We start from the raw sequence: 14,604 nt of genomic DNA, 5'->3' as shown, positions 1-14,604 counted from the left end.
TCCTGCATTCATTAGCTTTTCATCTTTTTGCATAATTTAACTATACTTTCAACCTTAGGTTAACTTATATACTATAATTATAAATTAAAATATTGCGACTGTATAGATTATAAAACCATACACATATGATTTTATAATAGCATACCCTAATATTATTTACAATAATTAGTTGTATGGCATGATAAAAAGGTCTCTGAGGAAATCTTTCTTTGCAGTAAAAAGCAGTTACCAATAAGATAACTGCTTTTTTATGCTTAAGTGAAATTATTTCTTTATGTTAAAGAATGCACCTAATCCTCTATATTCTCCAATTTCATCTAATTCTTCTTCAATTCTTAGTAATTGATTGTACTTAGCAACTCTTTCTGATCTAGCTGGAGCACCAGTCTTGATTTGACCTGCATTAACAGCTACAACAAGATCTGCTATAGTTGTATCTTCAGTTTCACCTGATCTATGAGAAATTACAGCAGTATATCCTGCTCTGTTAGCCATCTCTATAGCATTCAAAGTCTCAGTTAGAGTACCGATTTGATTAAGCTTAATTAGTATTGAGTTTGCAACCTTCTTCTGAATTCCAGTTGATAATCTTTCAGTGTTAGTAACAAATAAGTCATCACCAACTAATTGAATCTTTCCTCCTAGCTTATCAGTTAAAACCTTCCATCCTTCCCAATCCTCTTCAGCCATACCATCTTCGATTGAGATTATTGGATATTTTTCAACCCAAGCAGCTAAGAAATCGGCCATTTCAGTAGCATCTAAAGTCTTTCCTTCATGTTCTAAAACATACTTACCATCTTTATAGTATTCTGAGGAAGCACAGTCAATAGCTATGAAGATTTCTTCACCTGGTTTGTAACCAGCTTTATTGATAGCTTCTATGATAACTTGTAAAGCTTCTTCATTTGATTTAAGATTTGGAGCGAATCCACCTTCGTCACCTACACCAGTAGCATAGCCTTTGTCATTTAATATTTTCTTTAATGAATGATAAACTTCTGCACTCATTCTTAATGCATCACTGAAGCTTTGAGCACCAGCTGGCATAATCATGAACTCTTGTAAATCTACTGAGTTATCAGCATGCTTTCCACCATTGATTATGTTCATCATAGGCACTGGTAAAACCTTAGCATTTACTCCGCCTATATATTGATATAATGGAAGTCCTAAGTACTTAGCTGCAGCATCTGCAACTGCTAAAGAAACACCTAGAATAGCATTAGCTCCTAATTTACTTTTGTTATCAGTTCCATCTAATACAATTAAACTTTCATCTATTAATGTTTGGTCAAAAACATTCATTCCAATAAGCTCTGTCGCTATTGTTTCATTTACGTTTTGAACAGCTTTTAGAACACCTTTTCCCTGATATTTAGTTTTATCATCATCTCTTAATTCAACAGCTTCATAAATACCAGTTGAAGCACCTGATGGAACAGCTGCTCTTCCTATTGTACCATCTTCAAGAACTACTTCTACCTCTACAGTTGGGAAGCATCTTGAATCTAAAATTTGTCTTGCAAGCACATCTACGATTTCAACATATTGTTTCATTATTATTTCCTCCTTTATTATCATAGGTAAATAAGTACCTATAGTATTATCTCTAAAAAAGTATTTAACTATTACAAGTTTGTGCATTAATAATATTTTTATTCTTTATTTTAGTAAATTATTATTGCATTTCCTCATTTGGTTAAATTTATTATAAAACAAATAAATAACTTTTTCAATCACTTGATAATAATTTTCATTACAATTCACATTTAAATTGCAATATTCTAACAACTTAAGTTGACTTTTATAAATTATTTCTTTCATTTCTATCATATTTACTATATTTCTGCAAAAAACTTTATACATTTAATATTTTTTATAACTTTAAATTTAGGCTACTTTTGAGAGTATTGTTGAAATTCAACTCTGTTATTTCCGACCTTTATATCTTTATCTTTTGTTTCACCTTCTATTCTTTTCAATATTTTTAAAATAGTATTTTTTTGTTTTTTTTAATCTTTATATTTATTAATTTTGTATCTAATAAATTATTTATATACACAAAAACAAAACCTCCTAGAAACAAATCCAGGAGGCAACTCTATGGGGGACATAGAGATTTAGCACCACTATTTAAATGTATGCTTGAAAATACCGTTAAGCTGGCATTTTCAAACAAACATGTAGTGAATTACTATTTAATTTTGACCATTAATATGTATGGATAAATCACTTTATATATACAAAGCACAACCTATAAAGTGATTTATCTTTATAACATATTTCTCATAAAATATCTTTATATTATAGTTGAAAGCTTAACATATCTACATTATTGCCCTTTACGAGAAAATTATACTTGCAATATTAATCTTTGTTGCTGAGCTCTAAATACTACAGACAGGATATAATTCACTACGAAATACATAACCGCAATTGTACCAAATATAAGGAACACTTGTGTTGTACTTGCGTACATTCCCATGAGAATCATTCCTTTTCCTGTAACTTCTTCTATCCCAACACCCCATAAGAATGATGTATCCTTTATTACAGTAATATACTGAGATACTAGAGCAGGAATCATATTCTTAAAGGCTTGTGGTATTATGATATATCTAAGAGTCTGAATATTAGTAAACCCTTGAGAATGTGCTGCTTCCCATTGACCTTTCTTAATGGAATTAAGCCCACCTCTTACGATCTCTCCTATTATAGAGGACGTAAATATAGTTAGTGCTAATATTCCCGCATTTACAGGTTTCATATTTGCAATAAACCTTGTAACTAAAATCCATAAAAGCGCTGGAGTATTTCTCACAATCTCAATATATAATGCTGCCAATTTTCCAGGAATACCTTTAGAAGTACTTCTAAGTATTCCAAGTATTGTACCAAATATCATACTTAGAATTATGGTTATTATAGCTATATAAAGGGTAAGACCAAACCCCTGAAGTATGAATTTTATATTAGCAAAAGAAAACAATCCATTCATCATGCAGTTGCCTCCTCTTTATAGTCTAACTCAATTTCTTCGACAGCATCTCTACGAAGCATTTTACTCTCTCTATTCTCTAAGCTTCTAGCAAGGCTAGTTAGTGGGAAGCATAACGCTAAATATAGTAAACCAGTAATAACATAGGCTGGTCCATAATATAGATTAGCACTAGACCATGAATCTGTCTGATACATTAAGTCTCCACCAGCTATTATTGAAAGTATAGATGTATTTTTTATAAGATTAACTGCTTGGTTTGTCATAGGTGGAAGCATTACATTTTTAGCTTGAGGTAGTATTATATATCTCATAGCCTCCCAGTAAGAGAACCCTTGAGAGTAAGCCGCTTCCAATTGCCCTTTGTTTATAGACTCTATTCCAGCTCTTACAACCTCTGCAATATAAGCTCCATGATACATACCAATTCCCAATACACCTATTATGAAAACTGACAGAACTAAACCTAAGTGTGGAAGTCCGTTGTATAAAAAGAATACCTGTATAAGCAATGGAGTATTTTGTATAAACTCTACATATATTCTACTTATTATCTCTAGTACTTTTATCTTAGAGGTTGAGAATATTCCAAACAACACGCCCACAGCTAAAGCTAGCAACAATGCTAAAATAGACACTTTAAGAGTCATGGCGAAACCATCAAAAAATACTCTCCAATCAGTGAATACTGCTTGCCATTTAAACCAGGCGAAAGGACCATTCATTATTTAAGCCCCCACTTATCGATTAACTTTTGTAAATCTCCTGATGACTTCATTTCTGCGATGGTTTCATTTATAACTTTAGCAAGCTCAGTATTATCCTTCTTTGAAGCTATACCATAGTTTTGAGGACTAAATTTATCAGATAATATCTTAGTATTATCATCTAAGTATCCAAGCAATATAGCACCATCAACTGAGAAACAATCAACTCTTCCAGAAGATAAAGCTGTTTTTATCTCTGGATAACTTGCAAATTCTGAGAAAGTTACCTTAATACCTTGCTTATCAGCTTCTTCTTGTAACGCCTTCTTAGTTGTGGAACTTTGAGCAACACCTATCTTCTTACCATTTAAATCCTTAAAGCTACTTATTCCTGCATCCTTTTTAACTAACAAACCTACTCCATCTGTAAAGTATGGATCAGAGAAGTTATAACTCTTTTTTCTTTCTTCAGTTATTGTAAATGTAGCAGCTACCATATCTATTTCTCCACTATCTAAAAGCGGTCCTCTAGTTTTAGCTGTTACAGCTTGTAAATCAACCTTATTTTCATCCCCTAGTATTTTCTTTGCTACAGCTTTTGCTATATCAATTTCAAATCCATCAATTTTTCCTGTACTAGGATCCTTATAACCGTACTTTGGAACGTCTACTTTTACCCCAACTTTTAGAGTTCCTCTGTCAATAATTTTCTGTATATCCGCTGGTTTACCGCTAGTACCACTGTTTGAAGCAGTTTTACTTGGAGCCGATGAGCATCCAGCTAAAGTAAGTGTAAGTGCAAGAGCTAGAATTGAAGCTATTTTTTTCATTTTTTTACCCCCTAATTATCTTATTATCTTAAAATTTTGCTTAAGAAAGCTTTTGTTCTATCATGTGTAGGATTTTTGAAGAAATGCTCTGGTGTCCCCTGTTCGATTATTTTTCCTCCATCCATAAATATAACTCTATCTGCAACTTGTCTTGCGAATCCCATCTCATGTGTAACAACTACCATTGTTATTTTTTCATGAGATAAGTTAACCATAACATCTAGAACCTCTTGTATCATTTCTGGATCTAGAGCTGATGTTGGTTCATCAAAAAGTATTATCTTAGGATGCATGTTAAGAGCCCTTGCAATTGCAACTCTTTGCTGTTGTCCTCCAGATAACTGTGATGGATATGCATTTGCTTTATGTTTTAATCCAACCTTTTCTAAATACTCAAGCCCAGTTTTTTCTGCCTGTTCTTTAGATACTTTCTGTATTTTAATTGGAGCAAGTGTTAAGTTTTCAAGTACAGTCTTGTGAGGATATAGGTTAAAACCTTGAAATACCATAGCCGCTGACTGCCTAACTTTTGTAATAGGTGCTCTAGGAGCAGTAAGGTCAACCCCATCTACTATAACCTTACCTGAAGTTGGTACTTCTAAAAAGTTAATACATCTTATTAAAGTACTTTTTCCAGAGCCACTTGGCCCGATAACTACTAACTTTTCCCCTTCATTTACAGTTAAGTCTATATCCTTTAACACATGTAACTTTCCAAAATGCTTGTTTACTCTTTCAAGTTTAATCATAATAGTCCCCCTTTTAACTAAATCCCCAAATTTAAAAACGTTATTAAGTCTACTATATTTTTATCGTTATATCAAAAATATCATTATTTTTTTAATAATAATCTGTATAAAAACTAAATATTTTACCTATTTATATATTATCAAGTTAAAGTTATCTAGTCAATAAATATTCAAAACTTTGCATAATTATAGATTCGTTCCTGCATTTTTTTATCATTATTCTATATTTATCATTATGATAAACCTTTACATTATGAAAATAGCATTATACCTTTCTCTATTTTATTACTTTGTAAATATATGTCTCATTAGATTCTTTACATTTTTTTAACTTTTGAAGTTATGAAGTGAAGATTAATGCCTTTAGTTAATAAATTCGTAATTTACAATACCTTCTTACTTGCATATCTATTATTAAATTGATTTCAAATTCAACACAATTCTTAATTTGAAGCAAAATAAAAAATTACTAAAGCGATCTTCTTTAGTAATTTTTTTGCGCATCTGCCTTTTCTGAACGTATGTGAAGAATCTTACAGGCGACATATTCTTCTTTTTTATTCTTTAACTTATACTATGTCTTAAGTCTGTTCGCATAATTAAAGAGTTCCTATATCGAAACTTAATTTATACTTGTTTGAAAATCCCGGTTTCTGGGGATTTTTAGGCATGTATAAATTAATAGTTGAGCTAGGAACTCTATATCCACAGATATAATTGAAATATAATTTCCTAAAGAATAAAAAGACATCTCTTAACGAGAAGTCTTTTTATTTTAATCTTATATTATTACTTTATAAGTGTTTTTCCTGTCATTTCTGCTGGAACTTCTAAGCCCATTGTTTCAAGCATTGTTGGTGCTATATCAGAAAGTCTTCCGCCTTCTCTTAGTTCTTTACCCTTAGCATTGTTTGCTATCCATAAGTATGGAACTGGCTCAGTTGTATGAGAAGTCATAGGACCACCTGTTGAGAAGTCTATCATAACTTCTGCATTACCATGGTCAGCTGTTACAAATACAGTACCGTCTTTTTCAAGAACCTTTTCTATTACCTTACCAGCACATTCATCTACAGCTTCAATAGCTTTCTTAGCTGCTTCGAAAACTCCAGTATGACCAACCATGTCTGGGTTAGCATAGTTAAGGATTATCATATCATAAGTATCTGAATCTAACTTAGCTAAAAGTTCTTCAGTTAATTCATACGCGCTCATTTCTGGCTTCAAGTCATAAGTTGCAACCTTTGGTGAAGGTATAAGAGCTCTATCCTCACCTTTGTTTGGAGCTTCAACTCCCCCATTAAAGAAGAAAGTTACGTGAGCGTATTTTTCAGTTTCAGCTATTCTTAATTGGTTTAAGCCTTTATCAGCAACATATTGTCCTAATGTATTTGTGATAGTTTGTGGCTTGTACGCTACATGTACCCCTTCCAAACTCTTATCGTATTGGGTCATAGTAACATAAGTAAGATTTAAAGTTTCTCTTTCAAATCCAGCGAATTCTTTATCATTTATAGCTCTAGTTATTTCTCTAGCTCTATCTGGTCTGAAGTTGAAGAATATTACTGAATCTCCGTTTTTAATGTTGCCAGTTGGATGTCCATCTTCTAATATAACACATGGTAAAACAAATTCATCAGTCTTGTTATCATGGTATGAGCTTTCCATACATTCTACTGCACTGTTAGCTGTTTCACCCTTAGCATTTACTATTGCATCATAAGCTAATTGAACTCTTTCCCATCTATTATCTCTATCCATAGCGTAGTATCTTCCGCTAACTGTAGCGATCTTACCTACTCCAATTTCTTTCATATAGCTTTCTAAATCTTCTATAAATCCCTTACCTGATGACGGAGCAACGTCTCTTCCATCCATGAAAGGATGAACATAAACTTTAGTTAATCCTTTTTTCTTAGCTAAAGTCAATAATCCTTTTATATGATCTATATGTGAGTGAACTCCACCATCAGAAAGAAGTCCTAATAGATGTAATGCACTATCATTCTTTAAAGCGTTATCTACTGCAAGATTTAATTCTTCATTATCAAAGAAATCTCCATCTTCAATAGCTTTAGTTATTCTTGTAAGTTCTTGGTATATTATTCTTCCTGCACCTATATTTAAGTGACCAACTTCTGAATTACCCATTTGTCCAGTTGGTAGACCTACATCCATACCACTTGCTTGAATTGTAGTATGTGGATATTCTGCAAAGTATCTATCGAAATTTGGCTTATTAGCTGCTTCTACAGCATTTCCGTCTGACTTAGGAGCTACTCCAAATCCGTCTAATATCATTAACATTACTGGCTTTTTAGTCATATTACCCTCCATATTTATAAACATTTTGTTTGATACACTGCTCCACATGCTTATTATATGATCAAATTATTTGTGTACAAAACTGCAAATAATTTTGAAATAACAATTCACTCGAAGCGTTGCATCTCTAAGAGAAATCCCTTAATTAGCATTTTCATAACAAAAACACTATATATGTTTTGCAAATTAACCTATAGCTTTTTTTATATAGTATCTTTAAAATTCTTTACAATTATGTTAAAGATTTTTAAGTATACTTTTATTCTAAAAACTACACTTCTTTTATGACTATGTTCTACGGATGTATCAATTCATAATAAAATTTATATTTTCAAGTTGAAGTGCTACATCTATAATCACAATTATAATATGGTATAAAACAAAAAACAATAGCAACAAACAATTGGTATTAGTTGCCTGTTACTATTGTATCCATCTAAAACTCAATTTAATATTATTGCTAAAATTAAGGCGTTACTGCTTTGAGGAGTGACACCTTAATTCTAATTCAATTATTAAATATAGCTATATCCTAATAGTTAACGATTCCTGCGAAGTCAGTTGCTACTAAGCTTGCTCCACCAACTAAAGCACCGTCTATGTCTGATTGTTCCATTTGTTCCTTTATTGTTGAAGGCTTAACACTTCCACCATATTGGATTCTAGTCTTATCAGCAGCTTCTGCTCCAAATATATCAGCAACCATCTTTCTTATAGCAGCAATTGTTTCGTTAGCTTGTTCTGATGTAGCTGTTTTACCAGTTCCTATAGCCCAGATTGGTTCGTAAGCTATAACTAATTCTTCAACTTGTTCTTTAGTTAATCCAGCTAAGTCAACTTTTATTTGAGCTTCTATAACTGCATTAGTTTTTCCTGATTCTCTTTCTTCTAAGCTTTCACCAACACATAGTATTGGAACTATCTTATGTGCAAAAGCAGCCTTTAACTTCTTGTTAACTGTTTCATCAGTTTCAGCAAAGTATTGTCTTCTTTCACTATGTCCTATTACTACGTAATCTATAGCTAAAGCTTCTAACATACCTGGAGCTATTTCTCCAGTGAAAGCGCCTTTTTCTTCCCAATGCATGTTTTGAGCTCCAACTTTTATGTTAGTACCAGCTACTGCCTTTTTAACAGCATCTAAAGCCACAAATGTTGGGCAAACAACTACTTCACTAGCAGCACCTTCCACTAATGGCTTTAATTCTTCTATAAACTTAACTGCTTCATCAACAGTGTAATGCATTTTCCAGTTTCCTGCGATTATTGCTTTTCTCATATCTTTCACCTCTAAATTATATTTGTTGTTGATTGTTATTAACTTCAGTAAAGCCTAAACCTCACGAAATCAAAAAATTGTTAACTTTTTATATTTATAAGAATAAAAAAGTTATATTTTAAACTTTTTCTTTTATAACATATATAAATAGACTTACTAGTTTATAGGGAGCGACAAAAGCCGCCCCCCACACTAATAAAATCTACTATTTATCGTTTAAAGCTGATATTCCTGGAAGGTCTTTTCCTTCTAAGAATTCAAGTGATGCTCCACCACCAGTTGAGATGTGAGTCATCTTGTCTCCAAATCCTAATATGTTAACAGCAGCAGCTGAGTCTCCTCCACCTATTACTGTTGTAGCATCTGCATCAGCCATAGCCTTAGCAACTGCAACTGTTCCCTTGTTGAAGTTTTCAAATTCGAATACTCCCATTGGTCCGTTCCAGATTACAGTCTTAGCATCCTTTATAGCTTCAGCATATAAAGCTTCTGTCTTTGGTCCGATATCTAATCCCATAAATCCAGCTTCGATGTTTTGATCTTCAGTAACCTTAGGTTCAACATCCTTGAACTCTGCAGCTACTCTGTGGTCTACTGGTAATAAGAAATTAACATTCTTAGCCTTAGCTTTTTCAACCATTTCTAAAGCATAATCTAATCTATCAGCTTCTACTAGTGAGCTTCCGATTTCATATCCTTGAGCTTTTAGGAATGTGTAAGCCATTCCTCCACCTATTATTATAGTATCAACTTTATCTAATAGGTTGTTTATAACAGCTATCTTATCTGAAACCTTAGCTCCACCTAATATAGCAACGAAAGGTCTAACTGGATTGTTTACAGCTTCTCCTAAGAACTTTAATTCTTTTTGAATTAAGTATCCACATACAGCTGTATCTACAAACTTAGTAACTCCTTCAGTTGATGAGTGTGCTCTATGAGCAGTTCCGAAAGCATCATTAACATATACATCACAAAGGCTAGCTAATTCCTTTGATAATTCTTCTCCGTTTTTGCTTTCTTCTTTTCTGAATCTAGTGTTTTCAAGAAGAACAACGTCTCCTTCTTTCATTTCTGCTACAGCTTTTTTAGCATTTTCGCCAACTACTTGTTCATCAGCAGCAAAAACAACTTCTTTGTCTAGCATTTCGCTTAATCTTGTAGCAACTGGAGCTAATGACTTAGAAGCATCTTTTCCTAAATGTGAGCAAAGTATAACCTTTGCACCATTTTCTATTAAATATTTTATTGTTGGAAGTGCTCCAACTAATCTGTTTTCATCTGTTATAACGCCATCTTTTAGTGGAACGTTAAAATCACATCTTACTAATACTCTTTTACCTTTAACTTCGATATCTTCAATTGTTTTCTTATTGAAACTCATGGATTTTCACCTCTTAATTTTATAATTTAAAAAGGTCTGGCCTTATAGCCATAACTACAAAACCAGACCTATTTTTGATGTTTAAATACTTTTAACTAAATACTTAAAATTACTTTAAGAAGTTAGCGAAGTGCTTTATAGTTCTAACCATTTGGCTAGTGTATGAGTTTTCGTTGTCATACCATGCAACAGTTTGAACTTGGTATAAATCTTCTCCGATTTTTGAAACCATAGTTTGAGTTGCATCAAATAATGAACCAAATCTCATTCCAACGATATCAGAAGAAACTAATTGTTCTTCAGTGTATCCGAATGATTCGTTTGAAGCAGCTTTCATAGCAGCATTGATTCCTTCAACTGTAACGTCTTTTCCTTTAACAACTGAAGTTAATATTGTAGTTGAACCAGTTGGAACTGGAACTCTTTGTGCAGAACCGATTAATTTTCCGTTTAATTCTGGAATAACTAATCCTATAGCTTTAGCAGCACCAGTTGAGTTAGGAACTATGTTTACAGCAGCAGCTCTAGCACGTCTGAAGTCTCCACCTCTGTGTGGTCCATCTAATACCATTTGATCTCCAGTGTAAGCATGGATTGTTGACATTATACCAGATTGAATTGTTGCATAATCGTTAAGTGCTTTAGCCATTGGAGCTAAGCAGTTAGTTGTACATGATGCAGCTGAAATTATATGATCATCAGCAGTTAATATATCATGGTTTACATTGTAAACAACTGTTGGAAGATCGTTACCAGCTGGAGCTGATATAACAACTTTCTTAGCACCTGCAGTGATGTGTGCTTGAGATTTAGCTTTTGATACATAGAAACCAGTACATTCAAGTACTACGTCTACTCCGATTTCTCCCCAAGGAAGTGTTGCAGCATCAGCTTTTGCATATATTTGAATTTCTTTTCCATTTACAACTATAGAAGATTCTTTAACTTCTACTGTTCCATCATATCTACCTTGAGATGAGTCATATTTTAATAAGTGTGCTAACATCTTAGGATCTGTTAAGTCGTTGATTGCAACAACATCATATCCTTCTGCACCGAACATTTGTCTGAATGCAAGACGTCCAATACGTCCAAACCCATTAATTGCTACTTTAATATTTGCCATTGAAAGTACCTCCTAAAAGATATAATTTTTTTATTTAAAATATTTGTAAAAATACTTTATAACTTTTTTACAGTTACTAGTTTGATCAAAACAATAAGCTGGTCATTAATGCTCCCAGTGAATATTATTTCGTCCCACATGTCTATTATAGATTATTTAAAGGAATTTTTAAATAGTATTTTTAAAAAAAACTGTAAATTTTACTTTATTTAAGGAAAGATTGCGATTTTAATGGTAAATTTGTTATAAATTAAACCATATATTAAATTATTATCACTATTAATCAAATATTGTAACTCCATACAATCTAAATTGCTAAAAAATATCCCTATATCACAAACACCTTAACTAGCTAAATATACTACTATAGTTTTTTTAAATAGTTTTATTTTATTCCTGGTTATTACTTCCACTTAAATATTCTATAATCTTCATTGCAGCACCTTCGTCTGTAATCAGAACACCGTTGCTTTTGTTTAATTCGGTAGCAAGGATGGCCTCTACTTTATTCTTCCCACCTGCCACTGCAATATGAGTAGATATTTTATTTACATCATTTATATTTATCCCTAAGGTTTGATTTACACTTATAACCTTAGCCTGTTTATCAAAATAAAATCCAAAAGCTTCACCTACAGCTCCTAAGCTTGTTAGTCTATCAAATTGTTCCTGTGATAAACCTCTTTTTAGTGCCATTTTGTCCGCTCTACCAATACCATATACCAGTACATCAGCTTTATGAATGGTATCAATTACGTCCTTTATCTCTTTTTCTTGAATAATAGTTTCTAATATTTCTTCACTTAAATTCTCTGGAACATGAAGCATCTTATAGCTTCCATTTAATTTTTCCGCCAGCCTAGCAGCAAGTGTATTTGCCTGAGTTTCAACTTTTTTCCCCATACCGCCTCGAGCTGGAACCACCATTGCATTGTGAATATTACTCATCTTAGGAAAATTATCTATAACTTCTTTTATTGTACTTCCTCCAGTAATAGCTATTATGTTTCCACTCTTTATGATGGATTTAGCATAATTAGCAGCTGCTTTTCCTAGTTCTTTTATTATTGAATTATCAATATCCATATCTCCAGGAACTACTATTACTTTTTTTGTTCCAAGAGACTTTCTAATGAACTCTTCTACATCTGACAATCCTTTTATTTCATGAATAAAACCTTTTAAGTTTTCCAAGATTTCTTCTCCATCTTTTGTTACTGTCATACCTGGAGTATTTATTTCTATCAATCCTTGAGACTTTAAAAAATTTATCTCTGTTCTTACTATTCTTTCTCCTAAACTTAACATGTTAGCTAATATTCTTCTTCCTATTGGTTGATTGTAATATATAGCTCTTAAGATGCTATATCTTTTCTCAAGTAGCTCCACTAGTTCAGGCACTATCTTTTTTTGTAGCTTCAATATTTCTTGCAAGAAAAACACTCCTTTGGCCCTTCAACGTCCCACTAAATACTTTTATGTCCCACAAATAATATTATAAACCAACATTCCATATTTTAAAAGTTGATTTAGAAAATATTTACCAAAAAGTATCAAATTAATAACTACTTTAAAACCATAGATAGAATAGCATTCCACACTTAAATAAACTATCCATTTCCATTTTGGCATTAAAGTAGTTACTTTAATATATTTAAATCATTCTATTTTATGTAAATTAAAATCTCTTTCTTTTACTCGAAGACTTTATACCAATTTCCTCTCTATATTTTGCTACAGTTCTTCTGGAAATATTCATTTCTTTCTTATTCAGTTCATCACATATAGCTTGGTCTGAAAGTGGTTTCCTTTTATCTTCTGCATCCACTAACTCTTTAATTGCATTCTTTATATTTATTACTGCTAAGTCTTCTCCTGAACCTTGTGCTTGTATTCCAGTAGTGAACATATCTTTTATTTTTATAGTCCCCCTAGAAATTAAAATATACTTTTCTTTAATTGCTCTACTTACAGTTGATTCATGTATATCTAATTCTTCAGCTATTTCTTTTAAAGTCATTGGTCTTAAGTATTGTTCACCCTTTTCAAAGTATTCCTTTTGTTTATCAACTATACGTTCCAAAACTTTATGCAAAGTACTTTTTCTTTGCTCAATACTCTTAATTAAAAACATAGCACTATCTATCTTATCTTTTACATAGCTCTCAGCATCCTTATCTTTACTTTGTGAAATAATCTCCTTGTATAAAGGATTGATTGTGAGGCTAGGCAAAACTCTTTCATTCATAATAATTATGAACTCATCATTTAATTTTCTTATCTCAGCATCTGGTATTATAAACTTTTCTTCATCACCTGTATAAAACCCTCTTGAAGGTTTAGGTTCCAAAGTTTTAATAAGATCTCCATACTCCTGAGAATCTTGTACACTTATTCCAAGTTTCTTTGCTATATTATTGTATTTATTTTCAGCAATATCCTCTAAGTGTTCGTTTACAATCACTTCTAAGACTTCATCTAATATACCTTTATGCATAAGCTGGATTTTAAGACATTCCTTTAGGTCTCTTGCACCTATACCAACAGGATCTAAATTCTGCACTATATAAAGTGCATCTTCTGCTAAGTCATCGGATATATTTATTTCGTTGCTCAAAGCTTCTAAACTTATATCTAAGTATCCCTTGCTGTCTATACTTTCAATAATATAATCACATATATTTTTCATATATTCATCTATATCTAAAATTAAGACTTGTTCATGAAGATGATCTTTTAATGATTTTTTAGAAGAAATAAACATAAATGGTGATACTTCTTCATCATAACTTGAAGAAGATTGAGCACCATAGTTATCAAATTCCAAATACTTTATGATTTCTTTGTAATCTATCCTATCATTAATTTCAGCTTTTTCCTGATAATTATTATTATACTCAGCTTCAAGAACAGGATTTTCCGAATACTCTCTTTCAATATACTGAACTAAATCTATATTGGACATTTGAAGTATTTTTATTGAAAGCTGCATTTTTTGAGTTAAAATTAATCTTTGTTCTTGGGTTAATTTAAACGATAACTCCATCCCCATATAAATACCTCTTCATCATTTCATATATTAAAGGGCTCTAAAGTTAAAACATCCCTAAAATTAGTATTTCCAACCAATTAATAGCCATATCCAAACTAAAAATCCTATAATTTTATTCTATTTTAAAATCATAAAAATAACAAGTGTAAGG

The 14,604-nt window shown here is 31.9% G+C and carries 11 protein-coding genes; all 11 read right to left on the bottom strand.

The features are described 5' to 3' along the window. Positions 1-264: 264 nt before the first annotated feature. The 11 genes from eno to rpoN all read right to left on the bottom strand — a co-directional run bounded on the left by eno (position 265) and on the right by rpoN (position 14,447). Positions 265-1,560 (bottom strand): phosphopyruvate hydratase, encoded by a 1,296-nt coding sequence (eno, locus tag bsdtw1_RS02130; RefSeq protein ID WP_183275957.1) that lies wholly within the window; start codon positions 1,558-1,560, stop codon positions 265-267. A gap of 796 nt (positions 1,561-2,356) precedes the next feature. After that, positions 2,357-3,004, bottom strand: a complete 648-nt coding sequence (locus bsdtw1_RS02125) for an amino acid ABC transporter permease (protein ID WP_371874642.1) — start codon at positions 3,002-3,004, stop codon at positions 2,357-2,359. Beyond that, complete coding sequence (locus bsdtw1_RS02120) at positions 3,001-3,726, bottom strand: amino acid ABC transporter permease (RefSeq protein WP_183275956.1); 726 nt, start codon at positions 3,724-3,726, stop codon at positions 3,001-3,003. Before bsdtw1_RS02120 ends, bsdtw1_RS02125 begins: the two co-directional genes overlap by 4 nt. Continuing rightward, entirely contained in the window at positions 3,726-4,538 is an 813-nt protein-coding gene (locus bsdtw1_RS02115) for a transporter substrate-binding domain-containing protein (RefSeq protein ID WP_183275955.1), read from the bottom strand. Before bsdtw1_RS02115 ends, bsdtw1_RS02120 begins: the two co-directional genes overlap by 1 nt. 23 nt (positions 4,539-4,561) lie before the next feature. Beyond that, positions 4,562-5,287 (bottom strand): amino acid ABC transporter ATP-binding protein, encoded by a 726-nt coding sequence (locus tag bsdtw1_RS02110; protein ID WP_183275954.1) that lies wholly within the window; start codon positions 5,285-5,287, stop codon positions 4,562-4,564. 789 nt (positions 5,288-6,076) lie between these two features. After that, positions 6,077-7,612 carry a 2,3-bisphosphoglycerate-independent phosphoglycerate mutase gene (gene gpmI, locus bsdtw1_RS02105; RefSeq protein ID WP_183275953.1) on the bottom strand — a complete coding sequence of 512 codons (1,536 nt, stop codon included), beginning with the start codon at positions 7,610-7,612 and terminating at the stop codon, positions 6,077-6,079. 532 nt (positions 7,613-8,144) lie between these two features. Then, positions 8,145-8,891 (bottom strand): triose-phosphate isomerase, encoded by a 747-nt coding sequence (gene tpiA, locus bsdtw1_RS02100; RefSeq protein WP_183275952.1) that lies wholly within the window; start codon positions 8,889-8,891, stop codon positions 8,145-8,147. A 205-nt stretch (positions 8,892-9,096) separates the two neighbouring features. Next, complete coding sequence (locus tag bsdtw1_RS02095) at positions 9,097-10,275, bottom strand: phosphoglycerate kinase (RefSeq protein ID WP_183275951.1); 1,179 nt, start codon at positions 10,273-10,275, stop codon at positions 9,097-9,099. A gap of 109 nt (positions 10,276-10,384) precedes the next feature. Then, a complete protein-coding gene (gene gap, locus bsdtw1_RS02090; protein WP_183275950.1) occupies positions 10,385-11,401 on the bottom strand; it encodes a type I glyceraldehyde-3-phosphate dehydrogenase in 1,017 nt (338 codons plus the stop codon). Positions 11,402-11,791: 390 nt separating this feature from the next. Continuing rightward, positions 11,792-12,835 (bottom strand): sugar-binding transcriptional regulator, encoded by a 1,044-nt coding sequence (locus bsdtw1_RS02085; RefSeq protein ID WP_183275949.1) that lies wholly within the window; start codon positions 12,833-12,835, stop codon positions 11,792-11,794. A gap of 244 nt (positions 12,836-13,079) precedes the next feature. Continuing rightward, a complete protein-coding gene (gene rpoN, locus bsdtw1_RS02080) occupies positions 13,080-14,447 on the bottom strand; it encodes an RNA polymerase factor sigma-54 (RefSeq protein ID WP_183279710.1) in 1,368 nt (455 codons plus the stop codon). Between the last annotated feature and the right edge of the window lie 157 nt (positions 14,448-14,604).

Source organism: Clostridium fungisolvens (genome assembly GCF_014193895.1).
Classification (GTDB): domain Bacteria; phylum Bacillota; class Clostridia; order Clostridiales; family Clostridiaceae; genus Clostridium_AR; species Clostridium_AR fungisolvens.
The sequence above is the reverse complement of the archived record's forward strand: the minus strand, read 5'-3'. Positions and strand labels throughout refer to the sequence as shown.